This is a genomic window from Marinicella pacifica (assembly GCF_014636635.1).
GTDB classification, from domain to species: domain Bacteria; phylum Pseudomonadota; class Gammaproteobacteria; order Xanthomonadales; family Marinicellaceae; genus Marinicella; species Marinicella pacifica.
This window is the reverse complement of sequence record NZ_BMEO01000002.1, coordinates 348392-369526: the sequence shown is the minus strand read 5'-3', so window position 1 is coordinate 369526 and position 21135 is coordinate 348392. Positions and strand designations below refer to the sequence as shown.

Annotated in this window: 16 protein-coding genes; 8 read left to right on the top strand and 8 right to left on the bottom strand. The window is 46.7% G+C overall.

What is annotated here, in order from left to right:
* Window positions 1–50 precede the first annotated feature (50 nt).
* A complete protein-coding gene (locus IEV16_RS03675) occupies window positions 51–3182 on the bottom strand; it encodes a VPS10 domain-containing protein (RefSeq protein ID WP_188364318.1) in 3132 nt (1043 codons plus the stop codon).
* 14 nt (window positions 3183–3196) lie between these two features.
* A complete protein-coding gene (locus IEV16_RS03670) occupies window positions 3197–3949 on the bottom strand; it encodes a LolA family protein (RefSeq protein ID WP_188364317.1) in 753 nt (250 codons plus the stop codon).
* Between the two features lie 420 nt (window positions 3950–4369).
* On the opposite strand from IEV16_RS03670, the gene IEV16_RS03665 reads away from it, so the two are divergent.
* Together IEV16_RS03665 and IEV16_RS03660 are read left to right on the top strand one after the other, a co-directional pair.
* Window positions 4370–6049 (top strand): hypothetical protein, encoded by a 1680-nt coding sequence (locus IEV16_RS03665; RefSeq protein ID WP_188364316.1) that lies wholly within the window; start codon window positions 4370–4372, stop codon window positions 6047–6049.
* A gap of 23 nt (window positions 6050–6072) precedes the next feature.
* A complete protein-coding gene (locus IEV16_RS03660; protein WP_188364315.1) occupies window positions 6073–6894 on the top strand; it encodes a DUF4097 family beta strand repeat-containing protein in 822 nt (273 codons plus the stop codon).
* Window positions 6895–6993: 99 nt separating this feature from the next.
* Here IEV16_RS03660 and IEV16_RS03655 read toward each other — a convergent pair whose 3' ends face one another.
* Complete coding sequence (locus IEV16_RS03655) at window positions 6994–8850, bottom strand: hypothetical protein (protein ID WP_188364314.1); 1857 nt, start codon at window positions 8848–8850, stop codon at window positions 6994–6996.
* Window positions 8851–9144: 294 nt separating this feature from the next.
* Between IEV16_RS03655 and IEV16_RS03650 the strand changes: the two genes are divergently transcribed.
* A complete protein-coding gene (locus tag IEV16_RS03650) occupies window positions 9145–9747 on the top strand; it encodes an HD-GYP domain-containing protein (protein ID WP_188364313.1) in 603 nt (200 codons plus the stop codon).
* 369 nt (window positions 9748–10116) lie between these two features.
* Here the strand turns inward: IEV16_RS03650 and arfB are convergent, their stop codons facing one another.
* The gene (gene arfB / locus IEV16_RS03645) at window positions 10117–10536 is read right to left on the bottom strand and encodes an alternative ribosome rescue aminoacyl-tRNA hydrolase ArfB (protein ID WP_188364312.1); all 420 of its coding nucleotides are present in this window, start codon (window positions 10534–10536) and stop codon (window positions 10117–10119) included.
* Window positions 10537–10913: 377 nt separating this feature from the next.
* Between arfB and IEV16_RS03640 the strand changes: the two genes are divergently transcribed.
* Window positions 10914–12137 (top strand): hypothetical protein, encoded by a 1224-nt coding sequence (locus tag IEV16_RS03640; protein ID WP_188364311.1) that lies wholly within the window; start codon window positions 10914–10916, stop codon window positions 12135–12137.
* Window positions 12134–13015 carry a hypothetical protein gene (locus tag IEV16_RS03635; protein WP_188364310.1) on the top strand — a complete coding sequence of 294 codons (882 nt, stop codon included), beginning with the start codon at window positions 12134–12136 and terminating at the stop codon, window positions 13013–13015. Before IEV16_RS03640 ends, IEV16_RS03635 begins: the two co-directional genes overlap by 4 nt.
* A gap of 141 nt (window positions 13016–13156) precedes the next feature.
* Here the strand turns inward: IEV16_RS03635 and IEV16_RS03630 are convergent, their stop codons facing one another.
* The gene (locus IEV16_RS03630; protein ID WP_188364309.1) at window positions 13157–14581 is read right to left on the bottom strand and encodes a pectate lyase precursor; all 1425 of its coding nucleotides are present in this window, start codon (window positions 14579–14581) and stop codon (window positions 13157–13159) included.
* A 426-nt stretch (window positions 14582–15007) separates the two neighbouring features.
* Here IEV16_RS03630 and IEV16_RS03625 point away from each other — a divergent pair, with 426 nt between their 5' ends.
* The 3 genes from IEV16_RS03625 (at window position 15008) to IEV16_RS13490 (ending at window position 16649) form a co-directional block, all read left to right on the top strand.
* Window positions 15008–15625 carry an HD-GYP domain-containing protein gene (locus tag IEV16_RS03625; RefSeq protein ID WP_188364308.1) on the top strand — a complete coding sequence of 206 codons (618 nt, stop codon included), beginning with the start codon at window positions 15008–15010 and terminating at the stop codon, window positions 15623–15625.
* A 104-nt stretch (window positions 15626–15729) separates the two neighbouring features.
* Complete coding sequence (locus IEV16_RS03620; protein WP_188364307.1) at window positions 15730–16284, top strand: DUF6438 domain-containing protein; 555 nt, start codon at window positions 15730–15732, stop codon at window positions 16282–16284.
* A 230-nt stretch (window positions 16285–16514) separates the two neighbouring features.
* Window positions 16515–16649, top strand: coding sequence for a hypothetical protein (locus IEV16_RS13490; RefSeq protein WP_268234394.1), 135 nt, complete (start codon window positions 16515–16517; stop codon window positions 16647–16649).
* A gap of 41 nt (window positions 16650–16690) precedes the next feature.
* Here the strand turns inward: IEV16_RS13490 and IEV16_RS03615 are convergent, their stop codons facing one another.
* Genes IEV16_RS03615 through IEV16_RS03605 form a run of 3 tightly spaced genes read right to left on the bottom strand, consistent with a single transcriptional unit; the run spans window position 16691 to window position 21134 of the window.
* A complete protein-coding gene (locus IEV16_RS03615) occupies window positions 16691–18349 on the bottom strand; it encodes an acetolactate synthase large subunit (RefSeq protein WP_188364306.1) in 1659 nt (552 codons plus the stop codon).
* Entirely contained in the window at window positions 18346–19509 is a 1164-nt protein-coding gene (locus IEV16_RS03610; protein WP_188364305.1) for an L-lactate dehydrogenase, read from the bottom strand. The genes IEV16_RS03615 and IEV16_RS03610 overlap by 4 nt, the downstream gene beginning before the upstream one ends.
* The gene (locus IEV16_RS03605) at window positions 19506–21134 is read right to left on the bottom strand and encodes an FAD-dependent oxidoreductase (RefSeq protein WP_188364304.1); all 1629 of its coding nucleotides are present in this window, start codon (window positions 21132–21134) and stop codon (window positions 19506–19508) included. Before IEV16_RS03605 ends, IEV16_RS03610 begins: the two co-directional genes overlap by 4 nt.
* Window position 21135 lies beyond the last annotated feature (1 nt).

Below are 21135 nucleotides of genomic sequence, written 5' to 3'. Positions count from 1 at the left end.
CAAAAAAGGGGTCACGAAGACCCCTTTAAGGTTGGCTGTCAGGCAGTTTGTTAATGGTGGATATGACCACCATTGATTAACCAGGCTTTGTTCACCGGTTGTGAGGTCAGACCCATGCCGTTTTTCTCGTCCCAAGTGGTTCGGTCGATTAATTTGATGGCATCATCTTCACCGAGTTGCTTATTGATGGCCGGCAATTGTTTACTCAGCAATGCTTGACCGGCCTGAATGGCATTGGCCACATCATCTATCAGTTTATCCGCCAATTGGTATTGGGTCTGACTGGGCTTGCCACTGTAAGCAACCACATGGCCAAACAGTGTACCGAGCTGTTCGCGCAGTTTGGATTCACCGGTGATCATGCCCTTTTTGGTGGCGGTGAATCGGGCATTTAATTTTTTATAGGCCTGTTCAAATTTTTCTGCTTTCTTTTGCGCGCCGGTTGACAGGTCTTTTTTCTCATGCAGCTGCGAAACCACATCCTGTAATTGACTTAACTGAAAGGTCAAATCATTAATCGCGTTGTAAAGTCGCATGGATAACTGTTGTTGCTCTTTGCGGTCTTCAAGGGTGTGCGATGATCTCGGATCAGGCACCAAATCAACAGTTGAATAATAACTTTTTTTTCCTTTAATCAGCTCAACCTTATAACGACCCTCTGCCACCCTGGGGCCGAGAAAACCGGGGACCAATGAAGTGGATGGCGGAAATTTCGGTGCTTTTAAACGCATCGGCCAGTCCACGCGGTTAATGCCACGCCTTTTCCCGGCCACCAGGCTGGTAATTACCTGATCGTTTTCGTCCAGAATGTTGATTTTCATGTCACCGAACATATGGCGTTTTTTCAGATAATAGCTGATAACCGCCACCTCTGAAGGATTGGATCCAATAAAATCATCACCTCCGGAAAAACTCTGTAAGGCCCCGCCTTCTACCATCACCGCCGGTCTGGATGGTAGCATCACCACATTTTCGTTAAGTTTATCCTGTGTCAAAGCACGCAAGGGCGAAATGTCATCGATGATGTAAACCCCGCGACCGTGGGTGGCAAGAATCACATCATGTTCAGTCGGATGAATCACCAAATCATGCACCGCAACCTTGGGCAGATTTTCTTTAAATCTGGCCCAGTTTTTGCCTGAGTCCAGACTGATGTAGAGGCCAAATTCAGTTCCGAGAAACAACAAATCGGGGTTTACAGTATCTTGTTTCAAGACCCAGGCATAGCCGAGTTCATCGGTTGGTAAAGCATGCCAGGTGCGACCAAAATCATTCGTTTGAAAAGCATAGGTTTTCATATCGCCGCTGCGATGACCGTCAAATGTCACGAAAGCGCTGCCCACCTGATGCGGGCTGGCGGTGATGCGTGAAACCCAGGTACCTTTGGGCACCCCTTGGATGTTTTTACCCACATTTTGCCAGCTTTCTCCGGCATCTTTTGAGACATGTATCAGGCCGTCATCTGTACCCACCCATAACAGTTGCTTATCAAGTATAGATTCTGCTATGGTGTAAATGGTTGCATTATTTTCAGCTGTTGAGTTATCAAGGGTTAAACCGCCGGTATCGGCCTGTCGCTGACGTTTTGGGTCATCAGTGGTGAGATCAGGTGACAGGGTTTGCCAGGATTCACCCCGGTCCGTGGATTGATGTAAATATTGTGAGCCGTAGTAAATCGTGCCGGGGTTCGCTTCACTGACCAGCAACGGTGTGTTCCAGTTAAAGCGCAAAGGTTTTTCACCTTCATTGGCAACCGGCGGAATGTGCTTAAGCTCACCAATGGTGCGGTTTAAACGCAGTAATTGACCGCCCTGGTATTCTGAATAAATGATGTTATGGTCGAGTTTGTCAACAAAGGCCCAAAAGCCGTCACCCATGCCGATTGAATGCCAGTCACCGGGTTTAATACCGCCCGGGGCGCGAGAAGGACCTGCCCAGGAACCATTGTCCTGCAAACCGCCATACACATGGTAAGGCCATTGGTCATCATGAGAAACATGGTAAAACTGACTGACGGGCAAGGTGCCCACCATACGCCAGTTACCCCCTTTGTTGTAACTGATATAAACACCGCCGTCTGTGCCTAAGACCAACTGGCTGGGATTATCAGGGTTTATCCATAAGGCATGGTGATCCGGATGAATCGGAATATTAAAGCCGCCTGCAAACATGGATGAAAACGACTCACCGCCGTCAACGCTGGTGACAGTGATAAAACTTGGTTTATAAACACGTTCCGGGTCTTTGGGATCCACCTGTAATTCGCCAAAATAAAAAGGACGCATCTGGATCATGCCGGCATCCGATTTTTTGTGCCAGGTTTTGCCCATGTCATCACTGCGATACAATGCGGTCTCTTTGGCTTCCACAGTGGCATAAACCGTGGTGCTGCGGGAATTGGCTATGGCCAAAGCAATGCGGCCTTTGTCATCCTGGGGCAAACCATTGGTCATTTCCTGCCAGCTGTCACCACCGTCAATTGACCGGTATAAACCACTGCCTTCGCCGCCTGACGTGAAATAGTCAGGATAACGTCTAAACTGCCACATACCGGCATAGAGAATATTCGGATTATTGGGGTCAATGACGAGATCAGAACAACCGGTTGATGCATTCACATACAACACTTTTTCCCAGGTTTTGCCACGGTTTGTGGTGCGGTAAACCCCGCGTTCTTCAGCGTCATTCCACAAGGCACCGGTGGCGCAGACAAACACGGTGTCGCCGGATTGACTGCTGACTTCAATGGCGGCGATGCGTTCGGTTTTTTCAAGACCCAGGTGCTGCCACTTGTCACCGCCATCGGTTGACAAATAAATTCCATCACCGACTGAAACGGTGTTTCTGACCCAGGATTCGCCGGTACCCACCCATACATGCGAAGCGTTGTTGGGGTCGATTTTGACAGCACCAATGGATTGGTTATGATCATCAAAAACAGGTTCAAAACCGACACCGCCGTCTTTCGATTTCCAGACACCACCACTGGCCGTGCCCACATAAATAACGGGTGTTTCATCAGCGGTTGCATCCAGTGCCGCAATCCTGCCGCTCATCACAGCAGGCCCGATAGCACGTGCCTTTAAGCCGCCAAAGGTATAGGCATCCACCTTAACCGAATCGGCTTGAGAAAGCACGGGCAGTAAAACACCCGCCAACAAACAAACAGTCGATAATTTCATGTTTAAACTCCCGATTACTCAGCGGCCTCTTGCTGTTCTGTTTCAACAGGCATTTGAAACAATGAATCATCGACGTCAACATTTAACGCCACATCTTCAAAAGTCAGATTTTGTACCACTGAGCCATTCATTTTGACACTCATGGCGTGGGCCATCGGGTAGCCGGATTCACCCACTTCTTTATAATCACTGAAGTATGTTTCGGCTTCAACTTCCTGACCCATCATGTTCATTTTTGTTCGGGTCATCACTTCAATCATGTATTCTTTATCCAGAAACACGGTGACCACATCACCGCTGGGTTTGGTGGCTTTGATTTCAATCACAGGTGTGCCTTCAATTTCTGTGTTACCAATCAGCTCCAGTTGAATACCTTTGCTTTCATGGTCAACCAACGGACCTTCCAGATCGGCTTGTTCTTTAATTTGTTTCAGCTCATCTTCTGACATCGCCACAGGTTCGGTTTTGCCCATGAATGGCATCACTTGCCAGCCTTTTTCGCCGTCAAAAGCCTGAATACCTTTCATACCCTGAAGTTCAAAAGTGGTGTAAATTTTATTGGGTGATTTGAAAATAAACGTAAATGGGGCTTCCATTGCGCCCATGGTCATTTTACCGGTGGTTTTAATGGTTTTTGTGCCTTTAATGACCTCCATACCGCCTTTGGCTTCAATGTAATCTGCCAACACACTGTCCAGGGTCATTTCTGACTGTGCCACCCAGGACACACTGATTAACAACACGACCGCTAATAATTTACTTTTCATGATGAACTCCAATTTGAAGATTAAAAGCCAATGATTGTAATGACACCGCCTCAGAAAATACAGTGCTGTTCGTCATGTATCACAAACAAGATAGAATCTGATGGCAAACTGCAGAGCGGTGTTTAAGGTGATTCCTGATCCAGTAAAAAGCTGAGCAGCTTGCCCCGCCGAGCCGGTTAGGCCAACGGTGTTGAGATATGTGATATTGGCGCCGTCGAACGGGCGGTTTTGAAAACTCTATCTTTGTCGATTCATTTGAGTGATAAAATGATTGTGAAGATGTCACAGACGTGTTGCTGAGCCGGGATCAGTGGCTTAAGCGCGAAGGATTTTCCTTATTATCAGCTCTGATTTTTGTTGCGCTGGTTTTTGGGTGACTATATCATGTAGGATATATCCAATAATAAGAGGGTTGAATTAATGAAAAGTTGGAAAAATGTAAGCTTGGTGTGTCTTATTCCGCTTGGGTTTGTGGTCACATTAGTGCAAGCTCAAAACGGTGGTAAAACACTGTCAAACGGAGTTTATGTCAGTGATCCGGTGGTCCCCTGGGTGCTTGATATTGATTTGCGTGATATCACGCCGGAGCCGCCCTGGCAACCTGGTGACCCGATTCAGGTGGTTGCTGAAGGTCTTCACTCAGACGGACCGACAGAGCAAATTATTGGTTGGCAGGATCCCGCATTACAACAAACCGGTGAGGGTGTCAGTTATCCCGGACAATTTTTGTTTGCTTTTGAGGCCCATCCACCGGGCAATTCAAATCCACCGGATACGGTGGGAACGGTCGGCCCCAACCATTATATCAGTATGGTCAATCCGTCTCGATTTGCCGTTTGGGATAAAAATGGTCAGAATTTAGTGCCGGAAATCGCCTTGAATTCATTATGGAATGGCGGCTCCTCTCCTTGTCAGGACGGGGACGGTGATCCCATTGTTATCTACGATCAACTGGCTGACCGCTGGTTGTTACAAGAGTTTGATTTAACCGATAATTCATTTTGTATTTATGTGTCCCAGGGCCCTAACCCGGTGACCGACGGGTGGTATTCCTACGCTTTTTCAGCCCCCAATTTTCCGGATTATCCCCAATATGGGGTCTGGCCTGATGCCTATTATGTCAGTACTTTTGAATCACCCAATGTCAGCGTATATGCTTTTGACCGAGCGGCCATGCTGGCCGGACAAGCAGCCACCTATCAACGTTTTGCAACCCCTCATTTAATCGGCTCTTCACCGCGGGTGACACGCATTTTGCCCAGTGATTTGGATGGTACAAATTTACCGCCCGGCGTTAGCCCGCCCAATACATTCGTGCGGTCTGTGCATGAAGATATGGACAACAGTAACCCGGTCACCCGCTTAGAAATGTGGGAGTTTTCAGTGGATTGGGTTACACCGGCCAATTCAAGTTTTACTCTGGCCCAAACCTTGAGTCCGCAACCTTTTGCTTTATTGCCCTGCGCCCCGGGTGTTCGAGATTGTGTCTCCCAACCGGGCACATCCAATAAAATAGACGCTTTATACAACCGCGCGCTGCGTCAATTACATTATCGGGTAAATAACGCCAATGCCGAGTCTATGGTGCTGAATCAGGTTGTGGATGTGGGTGGCGGTGTCGCCGGTATTCGCTGGTGGGAGATTCACCGTCAGGGTGGCAGCTGGACTTTGCGTCAGGATTCCACTTACAGTCCTGACAACACACACCGGTTTATGGGCTCAATGGCAATCAATTCTTATGGAGACATTGCTTTGGGTTACAGCGCCAGTTCTGATACGGTCTATCCTTCGATTCGGGTTACGGCACGGGGTGCCAATGATCCGTTGAATCAAATGACCATGGATGAAATGACTTTGGTGCCGGGGGTGGCTTCAATCACTTCAAGTCAACGCTGGGGTGATTACACTTCTATGGATGTGGATCCGGCAGATGAAAATGTTTTTTGGTATGTTAATCAGCGTGTTAATTCCGGCAACCAGCGCAGTGTTTGGGTGGGTGCCTTTCGGTTTGTGCCCCCCAACGGTAATTATCTGATTTTTAAAGATGGTTTTGAAGGAGACCTTATTTTTAAAGATGGTTTTGAAGGGATGACACCTTAACAGTGCACGCTATATTTTTTTATATGGTTGGCTTAATCAAGCAAGTGATGACTTTGTTGCTTTGGATGATGGGAACTTTCCATGTCAGTGTGGCGATGGCGGAAGAATCCTCAGTTCAAACACAATGGCTTATCAATACGCTTAAAGATTCATTCCCCGTTGCGCATGGTGATACCCTTGTTTTTGAGCATTCTGTGGGTGATGTGCGCATTAAAACCGCAGACACAGATCACATTGAAATCACCGCCATGGCTCAATACCACAAAGATGATCCCAGAAAACCAAACATCCAATTAATTACCCCGCCTAACAGCGAATCTGAGAAAACACAGCGTCTGAGCGTTGGCTTTTCTCATCTTGAAATCACTGAAAACAAAAGCTGGTCAAAACGGCGCATTGATGTTGGTATCATTGTTCCCAAAAACTTGCCGCTCAAAGTGCACACACAAGCAGGGCTGATTGAGGCTAAGGACATAGAAGCCAGAACCGAATTTAAATCACTCAGTGGGAATATCACCTACAATGGATCAGGAGATTCTCAAGCCACTTCAGAGCGAGGCGCTTTATTTTATAAACTGTACAAAAAAGCGGCATCACAGTCAGTTGATTTGACAACTTTGACCGGTGATATTCACATCGTCTTGTTAGAGGGTACACCATTCAAAGCGGATATCCGAACCCGCGGCCCAATCACATCAGATTATTCCATTCAGATTAATCACGATGCAGGCTCACCGCTCAAACACGGCCGCATAAAAACTAAAAAATCCGGTTCTGATTTTACACTTAACAGCCACAGCGGCGGTGTCAGAGTGCAGATGATCAATGCGGTCGCCAATAAATAGTCCATTTTGAAAAGCTTTATTGCCTTTGGGGGTATTATCAGAAAACCGAACACGTGTACATTAACCACCTGCTTTACTCAGCCAGCAATATTAAATTTATTAAAACCGATCGTAAAAAATCACATCATTGAAATGATGACCATTATCGTATTCAAAGGCGCCCATATCAAAATACCCCTGCACAGGTGACGTCATTTCGTAACCACGGGGGACACTTAAAATATCGTGGTGTTTAGGCTGATAGAGATGGGTATTGCAATAATCAATCGGTGGTGAAATCAGGGATAACTGGTAATCATTATCCGGTGCATTTAGAAACTCAGGATTCAGCCCGATCACCAGCGCACCAAAGCCTGCCGGTAGCTCGTTGGAATCGTGCAGTAACAAGCAGTTTCCGCTGAAGTGATGGTTGCCGGCATTATTGATACTGGCAGCCGGTGCATTCCAAATAATGCTGTTATTCAGATGTAACGTTTGTTCAGTGTTGGCAGTCTGACCCAGACGGAACACGTTATCACTCAGGTTATCGGTCACTGTGTTAAAGGCAAAATCAAGGCTCACTTTTTCATCCATATGTACCAAAGCAGGGGTTTCACTGATCTCATCCCGGTTACCATAGATCACATTACCTTCCATGACATGGTGACAATCATCGTTTCGGTTTCCTGCCAGCCAGGCCACAGCCGTGTCCCCTGCGATATTATGGCGGATGGTGGTCTGGTAAACTTCAAAATGACCACATCCTTCACTGTACAACGCACCCAAAGAAGAAACATTGCCTTCAATCAGTGAGCACAATTCATCGGCAAAACATTCGCCCGGTTGTTTTTTGACGGTAACGCGGGCCCCATTCAAAGCAGCGATGGCTGAACCACGTTGCGCCCGGTTGTTAGTTAAGCGGGCATTGATAAGTGTGATACGGCTGTCTTCACCATAGGCGAACAGGGCGCCGCCAATATTACTGTGATTGCTGTTGGTGTTGATGTTTCCATGCATATTGAAGTAATGACTGTCGGAGCCTTTTAAGGTCAAAGAGGCATTAAACGCATAGATACCGGCGCCCTGTATCTCAGCGGTGTTTGCATTGATGCCTTCAAAAAAATCCGGTTCATTGGCATGACCACTTTCAATCAAGCCAACACAATGGTTGTCAGCATATAAGCCGCCGCCAAGATTTGCCTGATTATGTGACAGGCGCGTGTCGCTGTCCAAATATAAGTGGCCACCGGAACAATAAATACCGCCACCCTGCGGGGCTCTGTTGGCGGTGATGGTCGAATCATTTATATTTAAAAGACTGTCCGATGTCACAAGAATACCACCGCTGTTTATGGTCGCATCGTTACTACTGATAAAAGCGTCTGTGATGATGACTTGTGCGCCGCCGGAAATCACCATTGCTCCGCCCACATTGGCTTCATTAAATCGAAAAGTCACATCTTCCATAATGACTTTTGCACCTTCATGACCGGACACATACATACCCCCGCCATGCGTGGCTGCCGTATTATTTTTGATATCAACACGATTCATAATAACATCGAGGTGACCCAAAATATCCAGTCCACCGGCCAAATTATTGGCAGACGTCATGCCTTGAGTGAGCTTGAGGTTGTGTAATACCACGGTTTGGTGTGGATGACCCGCAGCCGCGGTGGTGGCGATGCGCATGACGGTGGTGGCGTTATTTCCTGATAATTCCGAATAGGGAAATCCAGCCTGACCGGCCCGGGCATCGGTACAGTTGTTAAACCCACCCTCAATAACCACTGAGCGGTTAACGATTTCAACCGCGCTGTATGTGGATTGGTTAGTCAGTCTGATGTTTGCATGGTTATTGATGGCTGACTGCAACTGTGCCGGCGGTAAATCACAGGCTGCATCGGTACCGACTGTCACAAAAGCCGGACTGTTGGCAGATAGAAGAACAAAGGCCACAATTAATATTAATTTCATTTTATACGCTCAGTGTAATTAAACTTAATGCACACTGTAAAAAAAACCAGCCTTTGAATCCTGAAAAAAGTTTGAAAAAGTCTGAAATTCATAAATCATTTATGAACCAGTGACATATTGGGAATAATGGCCATATGCCCGAGATCATTCCGGCGAATATAGAAAAACACTGATAATTTTTTATAAAATTCACGTAACCTTGTGAAAAACGTGTTTTAATTAAATATTAAAAATTCTCTTTGCTAACAACCCCGAACGTGCTCTGACAAAATAATTAAATTGAGGAAATTAAGTATGGCTTTGCAAGACGCACTTTTTCAGGTGTTGATTAAATACACGAAGTCCTTGTCCGTGGCACTTGAATTTCGTGATTTCTTGACACACCTGCATTCCAAGCGGGTGAGAGAATTGTCAGTGCTGATTGGTGAGCAGTTCGGGCTGTCGAATGATGAATTAAATTTGCTAAAAGTTGCTGCCGAATTTCATGACATCGGCAAAATTGGCATTCCTGACCATATATTGCTTAAGCCCTCTGAATTTGATCAAGATGAATGGGAAATCATGAAAAAACACTCTGAAATCGGCGCGCAAATTCTGGCTTCGACAGAAGTCAAAGGTTCACAACATGTGGCGGAGATTATTCGGCATCACCATGAACATTATGATGGTTCAGGCTATCCGGATAACTTATCGGGTGAAGCCATCCCAATCTGTGCCAGGATAATATCCATCGCTGACAGTTACGATGCCATGGCAGAAACACGGTCTTACAGCCGCAGACGAACACACGCTGAAATCATGCACATTTTACATTTTGAATCTGGAAGTAAACATGACCCGATGCTGGTTCATATTTTCAGTAACATTATCGAAACCAGTCGCTTTAGGGTGGAATAAGTTGTGTTTAAAGTAACATTTGAGACACCCGATACGAAATGAATTGCGATTCACAGTTGATCCATTTAACGGCTAAAAAAAATCACTTGATGATATCGATCAATAAAGCCCGGAAAGAACCTGTAGCCAAGAAAATTGCCCCGACACCGTTATCACGATTGATGGTGATCATCATGAAAAAAGCGGTGGTGTTTATGTCGCTTCCAGTCATGGGCTTTTTACCGACATTCATGTGAAATTTGGTCATAAAAGCAGAAAAGTGGATTTAGATCATTATTTTTTGGATGATAATATAGACATTAGAGAGGCTATTTTTGCAGATTTTGATGCCGGTCCTGAGTTAAATATAACTCAAGGAGCCCGCGTATTCTATTCATCACTGGAAACCGGTTTACGCAGTTTTTTGATGTGACCTTTGCGGGTTTTGGCATCCAGGCGTTTCTTTTTCGCGGCTTTGCTTGGGCGTGTTGGTTTGCGTTTTTTGGGCTGAACCACCGCGGCTTTAATCAATTCTTTTAATCGATTGAGGGCATCATTCCTGTTTTTCTCCTGGGTTTTGAATTGTTGGGCTTTGATAATAATCACGCCGTCTTTGGTGATCCGCTGATCAGATAATTTAAACAATTGTTCTTTATAAAAATCCGGTAAGCTGGAATTCTCAATATCAAAACGCAGGTGAATGGCGCTGGCGACTTTATTAACATTCTGGCCACCCGGCCCCTGGGCTCGGATAGCGGTGAGTTCAATGTCAGCGTCAGGAATTTCAACTGTGTTGGATAGTTTGAGCATGTGATGTTTTGTTGAGTATTCACAAGTTTAAGTCAGCTTTTTAAGTCTCGTTAAGAATATATCATTATATTGTGTCCCAGTACATCAAGCCAAACCTTAAGTGCATTGAAAAGTTTGTTGAATTGAGACTATTCCAAGGCAGGTTGAAGCTTAATAACACCGAGAGAGATATAATTTGTAATAATTAATGAGTAGGGTTGTAAGAAATTTATTGTATAGGGTGCCAATTTTTCAGTTATTTAATACCACTAATGTGGTGATTAATTGATGGGGTATAAAAATTGATCTGTGAATATCAGTTGAACATTTTCGAATTTGTTACAATCGAGATTAAAGCCTATTTTTAGTGGAATCAATTTATAAATCCAGAGGGAGCGATGAAAAAGACATACATTTTAATCCTACTCATTGTGGCAATAATTGCCTTCATGGTTAGTTATCTAGTGCGTCAAGAATCGACGGAAGAAAAATTGGATAAGCCGGTTTCCAAGCCTAACGTGATTAGTCAGGCAGAAATGAAAGTCCTACCTTCCGGGTTCGATCAAGAGAAGTGGCAAAAGGAACATGATAAAAAAATGGCTCAGCATGAACAGTTCTGGCTTTCTTTTCTGGCTGATAGTGATCTCAAAGCGATGAATTCAAAGCCCACTTACTTAGAGACCTACCGGGATTATATTTATTATGAGGGCTGTGTTTCGATAATTAGTAATATCTTAAATAATATGGATCCGTATTTATTTACTTTGAGAAGGAATCAATCAATTAATGAGCTGCCGTTAGTTCAACAACAGGCCCTAGAAAAGCGACTAAGCAAATGCATTCAATTATCCGATTTCAGTCATCGAAGATATGACGCCGACGCAGCCCATGTTCAGCTGAAGAAAAGGTATGAAGCAATCAGTCCTAAGACAGCGAATGAACAGCAGTTGGCAAGGGCTTTGAAACTGATTCAAGACTTTAAAACGACCCGAAACAAATTAACAAGCGCGGAAAGAGGTCAAAATATTGATCATCAATTGTATTATGACCTTTATAGTATGCGCAGAGAGTTGCAAAATCAAAGGCCTAAACCGACCACTATCTTTGGTGGTTATAATGAATCAGATCAACTGATTGTTGACCAGTTGAATAGTCAGATTGCCGAGATTGATCAAAGGATTTTAGACAACAAGCACATAGATACCGCTCAAGTTGCTGAACTTAATGCTGAAGTTAAACGATTAATTGGCGAACTGCAACGGGTTGTTGTTAATACACTGTCTTCAGATGCCTATCTGGCGGTGTATGAATTAATCGAAAAACAAACATCTGAAGATAATATGCAATCGCTCGAAGCCAAATTTACCGGCGGTATTCAACTGATTCCCAAAGAATATGAGGCCTATTTGATACCGATATTGGTGCATTTTCGGGCGTGCGAATTGTCACACCCTTGTGGTCAGGAATCCTTGTTGGTGGAACAGCAGTGTTTGAACTTTAGAAATGAAAAAGCGTCTCAGGCATGTGGCAGTGATTTGATAGATTTCTATTTGGACTACTACCTGTCACCCAATCAGTTGTTCGATGTGGAATATGTTCTTTCAGAGGGGTATTCATCATGAAATATGGTTTTACATTATTGGTTGTTTTCGCTATCGCTTTGTACTGGTACGTTAGCCAGGAGACACCCAAAAAGGAAAATGTTGGTGAGGTCAATGGAACCAATAAAATGGCAGCTGAAAAAGTTGTTGAGCCGGTCATAAAAAAGACTGATATTACAGCGAATTCTATAGATGCACAGTCAGATATAGTGCCGATTAAGCCATCGATGTCGGCGTTACCTGAGGGGCAATTCTTTCACTCTGATCCTTTGGTTGATGCGTTTATCGGGTTGTACAGGTATTCATCGTGCCATTCTGTGATGGGGAAACAGGCGCGTTTTCAGCAGGTGAGATCAGGTTTGAATGAAAATCAAAAGAAACATTTAAACCTAAACATGAGGCAGTGTGAGCAAAATCAGGAGCTCATGAAACAATATTCACAAGATCGGGTTATGTACCAGTTAAGCCAAATGGAAAAGAATAAATCGATGCGCGATAAATACGCCGCCATGTTTAGTCAAGACACTTTAGGTGAGTCAGAAAAAGCAGATATAAAGCAAAGAATCAGTCAGTTAGTTGGTTTGGAACTGTTGGTATCCACCATGTTGTATAAGAAATATTTCCATCTTGAAATTCTACCGACGTTTCAAAAAGAGCTCCAGGCGCATAATTTAAAAATGGTGGATTATGTTGTTCAACAAGCCTTTATTTTAATTGCTTGTGAAAGGGGTGTTGACTGCTCGGCTACCAGCCCGATGATGTATTCGCGCTGCCTCAAAAATGAAAATGCCTGTGGTGTGGATTTTACAAGCTATATCAACAAGCATTACACACCGGGTATCCGCAATGAAATCCTAATAAGTAAACGTTTGTTGCAAAGCATTTTCAGTTTCAGTTGACCATATAGGAAGGAATAATCTTGGGACTTATGCGACTGCTAATGACCATAACGGCCATTCTGCCTCACCACTTCACCCTGGGCGAAACCGCCTGACTTCAATGGCCTGGTCTAATCGTTTCAGCAGCTTTCCCTTTTGGGTTTATTCAAAACCATCGACAAAAATCACATCATTGGTTAATTGTGTGGCCAGGCCATTGATGTATTCTTCGATGGCGGTGTAGCCTGATGGCATGATGGTGCTGTGGTCATTGCCATTTTGAGGATTTAATCCGTGGTCATCTTCCCATGTGTCGGGCATGCCATCATCGTCGCTGTCCAACGGAGACACGCCGGGCGTGAGACCTGCCATCAAATCAGCGGGACGGTAATTTCGCCATGAGCCGCTGCGTTGATGCAGTTCCTGTATGGACTGCCGGGCTACGATATCATGCGGGTAAGCGCCGATACCGGGTAACAATTGATTGAGCAAATCATCCGGGCTGGTCATGACGGGTGTGGCATAGCCTGGCTCACCGCTGAAGTCAAACACCCCGGTTTGGTTGAACTGGTTGGCATTGATACCGCAACAGGCAAAGGTATAGGCATTACCAAAAGCCACATCATCCCATGGATTTTGTACGGTACCGATGTATTCTCCCGGGTCTTCCACCAGATTATCCTGCAACCAGTAGGCGGTTGGGATGGGTGGTGAAGGATTTTCCGGGTCAAACCAAAAGGGTGACAAATTGATGCTGGGTCCGGCGATATAGTGGTTACCCATGATGTTGAATTCCCCGTCTGCCACATTGTGATGAACAAAACCCTCGCGGCCGTTGTAAGTGATGTTGTTAATCACTTCTGCCGGACCCACTGACAAGGCCGGGGTGCGGTTTCTGGCGTGGGTGAACAGGTTATTGATGATTGAAATATAACCACCTGTGCGATCACCGGGCTGGCAATTACCGCTGTCTAAACAGGGCCTGTGGTTAATCACACCCTTGTTGTGGGTCCAGCCATTGGCCGTATCATAGATGGGAAAAGACAGGTGCGAATGCTGAATGGTGATGTGCGCCGCACCGCCCCAAAAATCGATGGTTTCATCTGCGCCATGAGAGGCGTCGATGTGATCCAGCATGACGTTGTTGGCGGTGGAAAACTGGATGGCATCATGCTGACTGGCAGGCCAATTGCTGTCTGGATCAGGCGGCCTGATGCGCATGTGACGAATGATGATGTTGCCGGTGTCTGAATTATAAGTGGTATACAAATGCCCCGCCAAAGTAATGCCGGCGCCCGGTGCCGTCTGTCCAGCGATGGTCAAATCTCCATGAGGTATGTGCAAATCTCCGGTGATCAGTCCGGACACTTCAAACACCACAATCCGCGGTCCCGGCTGAGAAACCGCCCATTGCAATGAGCCAACACCAGAGTCATTGAGGTTTGTGACGATGTGTACGTCACCACCCCGCCCACCCGAGACAAAGGCCGCAAAGCCAGCGGCTTCTGGAAAGGCTTTAAGCTGTGCCCACACGCCATGAGTTGACAACAACAATACAATTAACATCAATGGTTTAGGTATTTTCATCAAACAGCTCCGGCATAATTTATCAATGACTACGGCCAGTATTTGAACACATTGTACTGTGCATTACTGCGCCATGATTCACGTTTCAATCAATTATTGTGCTGGTGGCCGCAATGCTGGCAGTGTCTGCAATTTGATGCCTGTCCTCGATTATTTCTGAAAAAGCGCTGAAAAAGTGATAAAGAAAATGAAAAAGTGGCTTTACCATTTCAATGCTTAAGATAACAGTGGCTTGACCTGAGAAATTTCTTGAATTACCCGTTCTGTCTCGATGTGAACTTGCTGAACATATTCTTCTTAGATGTTGGGTTTATCTGTTGTATCAATGCCAATCTGTTCATGTTGAATTTATGTTAAGATAATATGCATATCCAAATTCAACGTATCTGATTTAGAGAATTTGCAGGTATATTTAGGAAGGTATAAATGGAACTGAAAGATCAGTATTTTCATTCATTGCTCAAGTACACAAAGGCTTTGTCGGTGGCGCTGGGTTTTCGTGATTTACTAACACACCTCCACTCCAAACGCGTCATGGGGCTTTCTGTGCAAATTGGCAAACATTTCGGCTTGTCGAATAATGAGATTAACATTTTAAAGATTGCCGCAGAGTTTCATGACATAGGCAAGATCGGAATACCCGACCATATTTTGCTCAAGTCTTCGGCATTTGACGAAGACGAATGGTCAATCATGAAACAGCATTCTGAAATTGGCGAAAAAATATTGGCTTCGGCTGAGGTCAAAGGTGCACAACATGTTGCCCTTATCGTTCGCCATCATCATGAGTACTACAATGGCTTAGGCTATCCGGACAAATTAGCGGGTAAAAATATTCCTGTTTGTGCACGGATTATCTCTATCGCTGACAGTTATGATGCCATGGCGGAGACTAGATCATACAGCCGCAGACGAGCACATTCTGAAATCATGGATATCTTGCACCAAGAATCGGGCACAAAGCACGACCCTGAGCTCATTGCTGTCTTTAGTGAAATTATTGAAACCAGTCAATATAAAGCGGGTCACTTTAATCCAGTATAAATTTGCCAGAGTATTTTATGTCTTTGGGCTCATTCTAAGATACTTCAAAATAATAAGTAAAAAAACAGTATCATAATGGGCTTTAAGACCACACAAGGCAATCAATGACCACGTACATAATTCAAAAGCCTGTTTTAAGCATTCTGCTCTTAATGCTCATCTCTTTAAATGCTTTCTCACAGGATTACGATGGTGTGTTGGACGAGGATGTTTTCATTAAATTAGAGTATTCCGGTTGTTATCAAGGGAGTTACTGTCCAAGATTCGATATTACAATTTCGGGTAGCGGTTTGGTTATTTATGAAGGAAGGAATGATGTGGCCAAAATGGGGGTAGTTCAAAAACGCATTGACAGACAGAAAGTGGCTGATTTATTGACGCAGATTTTTCAGCTTAGATTCTTTGAGAGAGAAGATGAGTCTTCAAATTGCCCTGATACTGTTATCACGATTGATGGTGGCAATTATGAAGAAAGTGGTGGTGTTTGTTTCGCTTCCAGTCATGGGCCTTTTACCGACATTCTCGTGAAATTTGGTCACAAAAGCAGGAAAGTGGATTTAGAGCATTATTTTTCAGATGATTATGTGGAAATTTCAGAAGCTATTATTGAAACGGCTGGAGTTGAAAGTTTAATTGTGGAGAAAAAGACATCCGATTAACTTTGTGGTTTGTCTATCAATCAGTGCTGCCACGTTGACTGTAAGGTTTTTCTCAAAGACACTGGATGCCGTCTTTTGACGGCAAGACCAGCACCCTAAAGAATTCACAATAAACTTCTATAACACAACAAAGGTATACATTCCCATTAGGTTTATGGTTTGAAAAGGCTGCTGGTCAAGTCCGGCGATATAAGGCAAAATATTCTCATAGAATTAACCATGAAAAAAATATGAATAACAGTGACGATGACAGCTGGATGGATCTATTAATCGAATTGTCTAAAGAAATTTTAAAAGCCGGTATTTGGATTGTTCTGGGTGTTTTTATGTTAGCAATGATGTATTTTAAGATCACCTATACCTAAACTTATATGATCTTAATCATTCTAAAAATTATTTAACTTTCTCAGGGCGCCAGTTTCTTTTTTAATGCTTTTGAAACCGATAAGGGTAAACTCGGCATGGAACGCAGTAGCCAGGGCAGGATTTTGCGTTTTGTTTTGTTGAGTGATTCGGGGATGATGGCTTCGATTAAATGGGGGCCGGGTTGGCTTTGGGCGTATTCCAGGGCTTTGACCATGTCTTCGGCAGTTTGCACGCGGACACCGTGCACGCCCATGCTGTGGGCGATTTCTGCGAAATTGATGGGTGGGCCGGTTAGATCCAGCTGGGATTTGGCTTTATCGCCGGAGTCTTTGGCGCCGACCCGGTCCAGTTCAATGTTTAAAACAGAGTAGGCGGCATTGTTGAAAATTATTGAGGTCACGTTTAATTGTTCACGGGCCATGGTCCACAGGGCCTGAATGGTGTACATGGCGGTGCCGTCACCAATTAAAGCATACACCGGGCGCTCGGGGCAGGCAATGGCGGCACCGACGGCATTGGGTAGGCCCTGGCCAATGGCGCCACCAGTTAAAGTTAAAAGGTCATGACGAGGTGCGCCGGCGGTCATGGCGGCCAGCATCAGGGTCGAGGTAATGCCTTCGTCAATCAAGATGGCGTTGTCCGGCAGCAGATGGCCAACGGCTTTACAGACTTTCTCGGCGGTTAATTTACCAACAGGACTAACCGGTTGTTTTTTGGGTTGCAGTTTGGGTTGTGCCCGGTCTGCTCCGACGGCTGTTACCAACTTGTTGAGACTGGCCAGAGCGTCCTGATCGGGGGCCGCTAAGGTGTGCACCTGACAGCTGTCGGGCACCAGGTAACTCTTTTTATCGGGGTAGGCAAAGAAAGACACCGGTGCTTTGGCATCTACCAGGATTAAATTTTTAATATCACTGAGCTGCACCATGGCCAGTTCTGCCAGGTAGGCGATGCGTTCAATGTAGGGTAAACCGGCACCTCGTTCCATGCGGGTGGGGAAGGTTTCTGCCAATAAGGTGACACCCTTATGTGCCGCGATTTTGGCAGCGGCCAGAATGGTCGGTTCGCGCAAGGCATGGCCGCCCAGTAATATCGCGGTTTTTTGACCTGAACTAACCGCCGTGGCGATGGCTTCCAATGTGGCCTCATCGGCTGCTTCAGGGGTTGGTGGTGATAGAGGTTCAACGGCGACGCCGCCTTCGCCCCAGGAGACATCGGCGGGTAAAATTAAGGTCGTCACCTGCCCGGGTTTTGCGCGGGCAGCGGCAATCGCTTCAGCGACATCCTGGCCCAGTGTTTCGGTGCTGGTGGCAGTGCGACAAAAGCCCGGAGAGACATTGCGCGCCACGGTTTCGATATCCGATTGTAATTGTGCATCGTATTTGACATGGTAGGTGGCGTGGTCACCGACGATGTTGACCACGGGGACCTTACCCTTACGCGCGTTGTGCAGATTGGCCAGTCCGTTGCCTAAGCCACAACCCAGATGCAACAGGGTCACCGCAGGCTTATCGGCCATGCGTGCATAACCATCGGCGGCACCGGTCACCACACCTTCAAAAAGACCAAGCACAGCACGCATTTTTGGTTCATCATCGAGTGCTGACACAAAATGCATTTCGCTGGTGCCGGGGTTGCTAAAACAGACCTCAATACCGGCATCGACCAGGGTTTTCATTAAAGATTGTGCACCATTTGTCATTGTTTCTCTCCAGTTTGGTCAAGTTGGTCCGGACCAATATCATTAATTCGGATGACACCGGTCAGGGTCATGGCCATGCGCAATTCCTGTTGCAGACCGGTCAGTAAGTTGTTCAGACCAGTCTCACCGCCTGCTGCCAACGCCCAGGCCCAGGGTCGTCCAATCATAACACCTTGGGCGCCCAAAGCCAGCGCACGGAAAATATCCACGCCACTGCGAATCCCGCCATCCACCAGAATGGCCGTTTTGCCATGAACGGCAGTCACAATGTCCGGTAATTTACCCGCACCTGAAGCAACGCCGTCTAATTGCCGGCCGCCATGGTTCGAGACCACAATGCCATCGCTGCCACAATCCACCGCCTGCCGGGCATCATCAGCGTCCAGAATACCTTTAAGCATTAATCGGCCCTGCCAGCGTTGGCGTAACCAGGCGATGTCGTCCCAGGTCACGGTGGGGTCAAATTGGCTATCTATCCAGGTTTTTATGGCGTCCAGATCATTGGCACCCGGCATCACATCACTGAGGTTACCAAAATTAAGCGGGCCACCGCGTAAGGCCACATCCCAAAGCCAGCGAGGCCGTGATAATAAGTGTATTATTTTTAAGGTTTTGGCACGCACACTAGGGCTGGATAAGCCGTTGCGGGCATCACGGTGGCGCATGCCCGGCCGGGGTAAATCAACGGTGAATACCAACGTCCGGCAACCGGCAGCCCAGGCTTTATCGAGCAGCGCTTCGATGCGGTCACGATCTCGCAACATATACAGCTGAAACCAGATGGCCCGGTTAACCGCTGTCCGGACTTCTTCTACCGAACAGATGCCAACCGTGGACAGGGTGAATGGTACACCTGCGTTTTCTGCACTGCGTGCCGCCTGCACCTCACCACGGCGTGCCATCATGCCGGCCAGGCCAATCGGTGCCAACACCACCGGCATGGCACAGGTTTCACCCAGGAGTTGAGATGAGGTATCGACCTGATCAACATCCACCAGCACCCGTTGGCGCAGGGTTAAGTGGTGCCAGTCTGATGCATTGGCACGCAGTGTCTGTTCGTCGGTGGCACCGCCATCCAGATAATCAAACAGGAATCGAGGCAAACGCCTGCGAGCGCGGTTGCGGTAATCTTCGGCAGTTACAGGAAAACGTAAGGTCATGTATTCTCTCTCCCGGTTATGGATTGCACCGCTGTTTTAGCGGTGAGAATGCAGCCGGGTAAAAAGGTGCCTTCCAGTGAGCGTTTACCGTTGGCGCCGCCACCGCCAAAGCCGGCGGCTTCACCGACACAATAGAGGCCGTCAATGGGTTTGCCATCGGCATCCAGCACCCGACTGTGCAGGTCGGTTAGTAACCCCCCAAGGCTTTTGCGGGTAATGAGTTGCATGCGAATGGCGATAAAGGGCCCGGCGCCTTTTTGTTGTATCGGTGCCGGTTTACAGGTGCGTAAGCGATCCGGTTTCCATTGCCGGGCGTGTTGAATCAGTCGAATCTGGTGGTCATTAAACAGCTTTGTATCTCGGGTGAAATTGGCATCAAAGGCATCGGCGGTGGCCTGCAATGTTTTTGGGTTGATGTCATTGGAGCATGTCAGGCGATTCATTTTAGCCGCCAGTTCTTCCAGTGTATCGGCCACCAGAAAATCACGGCTTTCCCGTTGCATTTGTTGTACCAGACGGTGATTGCCGAACAGCAGTTCTTTAATAAACTGCGGGAATTGTTTATCACGGATGCGCTGATTATGTTCGGCACCGGAGATGGCAAATTCTTTGGCGGCGATGCGCCAGTTTAACAGATGCCAGGTCCAGGGCTTGTCTTGTTCAGCCACCCGTTGACAAAGCCAGTGGGTATCATAGCCGGTGACCAAAGGCTCGGGGCCAATGCGATCGCCCTGATGATTCAGCCATAAAGCCGATTTGCAGGGGATGGTGGATAAGCCGTGTCCGGGAAAATGCGGATAGGGATGCGGAAAACTCGCGGCATAATTCCACATCTCACCGGCATGGGTGATTTGGCCATCGAGTTTATCGGCGACCCAATGATGCATCTGACCGTCCGCAAAGGGATGGGCGCCGTTTAACATCTCGCTTGGTTGTGGTCGATCATCGGGCCAGTTTTTGCGACATTCTTGATGGCTGCCATTGATGCCACCGGTGGCCATCACCACCGCGCGTGCACGTAAACGAACCGATTCGCCGCTGGCTTCGTTGATGGCCAGTGCACCGCTGACTTGACCCGCTTGTCGGTCTAATTCGGTGACGCGGTGCTGGTGCAGCAGCGTTAATTGATCGTGGCTGCTGTCCTGGTGCAAGGCCGTGATTAAGGTTTTCACCAACTCACGTGCTGTGCCCCAAATCACATGATATCTGGGTACACGATTACCTTCGCCGAAACGACCGCGTTCTACCCAATTCACCGCCGGTAAGAATTTAATCCCTTCTTTTGTTAGCCAGTCGTACACTTCGGCGCGACAGTGCTCGACATAATGGCGCGCCCATTGCAGGGGCAGCCGGTCTTCAGTATTCAGTTCGCCAAATCTAAGCCAGTCTTTAAGTGCAATCTCCGGTGAATCAGTAATTTTCATTTTTTGTTGCAAGGGCGTATCCACCAGCAGCATGCCGCCAAAGGCCCAGCGTGCCAGCCCCCCAAAACGTTCCGGCGTATCCCGGTCAACCAGCGTGACGGACAGACCTGCGCGTACACTCTCTAAAGCGGTAACAATGCCGGCCAGCCCGCCACCAATCACCAAAACATCCGAAGAAATGATGTGTGACGATTCAACCATG

Coding starts and splice junctions, on each gene's coding strand:
- IEV16_RS03675 (WP_188364318.1), bottom strand. CDS start 3,182: ATGAAATTATCGACTGTTTGTTTGTTGGCGGGTGTTTTACTGCCCGTG.
- IEV16_RS03670 (WP_188364317.1), bottom strand. CDS start 3,949: ATGAAAAGTAAATTATTAGCGGTCGTGTTGTTAATCAGTGTGTCCTGG.
- IEV16_RS03665 (WP_188364316.1), top strand. CDS start 4,370: ATGAAAAGTTGGAAAAATGTAAGCTTGGTGTGTCTTATTCCGCTTGGG.
- IEV16_RS03660 (WP_188364315.1), top strand. CDS start 6,073: ATGGTTGGCTTAATCAAGCAAGTGATGACTTTGTTGCTTTGGATGATG.
- IEV16_RS03655 (WP_188364314.1), bottom strand. CDS start 8,850: ATGAAATTAATATTAATTGTGGCCTTTGTTCTTCTATCTGCCAACAGT.
- IEV16_RS03650 (WP_188364313.1), top strand. CDS start 9,145: ATGGCTTTGCAAGACGCACTTTTTCAGGTGTTGATTAAATACACGAAG.
- arfB (WP_188364312.1), bottom strand. CDS start 10,536: ATGCTCAAACTATCCAACACAGTTGAAATTCCTGACGCTGACATTGAA.
- IEV16_RS03640 (WP_188364311.1), top strand. CDS start 10,914: ATGAAAAAGACATACATTTTAATCCTACTCATTGTGGCAATAATTGCC.
- IEV16_RS03635 (WP_188364310.1), top strand. CDS start 12,134: ATGAAATATGGTTTTACATTATTGGTTGTTTTCGCTATCGCTTTGTAC.
- IEV16_RS03630 (WP_188364309.1), bottom strand. CDS start 14,581: ATGAAAATACCTAAACCATTGATGTTAATTGTATTGTTGTTGTCAACT.
- IEV16_RS03625 (WP_188364308.1), top strand. CDS start 15,008: ATGGAACTGAAAGATCAGTATTTTCATTCATTGCTCAAGTACACAAAG.
- IEV16_RS03620 (WP_188364307.1), top strand. CDS start 15,730: ATGACCACGTACATAATTCAAAAGCCTGTTTTAAGCATTCTGCTCTTA.
- IEV16_RS13490 (WP_268234394.1), top strand. CDS start 16,515: ATGAATAACAGTGACGATGACAGCTGGATGGATCTATTAATCGAATTG.
- IEV16_RS03615 (WP_188364306.1), bottom strand. CDS start 18,349: ATGACAAATGGTGCACAATCTTTAATGAAAACCCTGGTCGATGCCGGT.
- IEV16_RS03610 (WP_188364305.1), bottom strand. CDS start 19,509: ATGACCTTACGTTTTCCTGTAACTGCCGAAGATTACCGCAACCGCGCT.
- IEV16_RS03605 (WP_188364304.1), bottom strand. CDS start 21,134: ATGGTTGAATCGTCACACATCATTTCTTCGGATGTTTTGGTGATTGGT.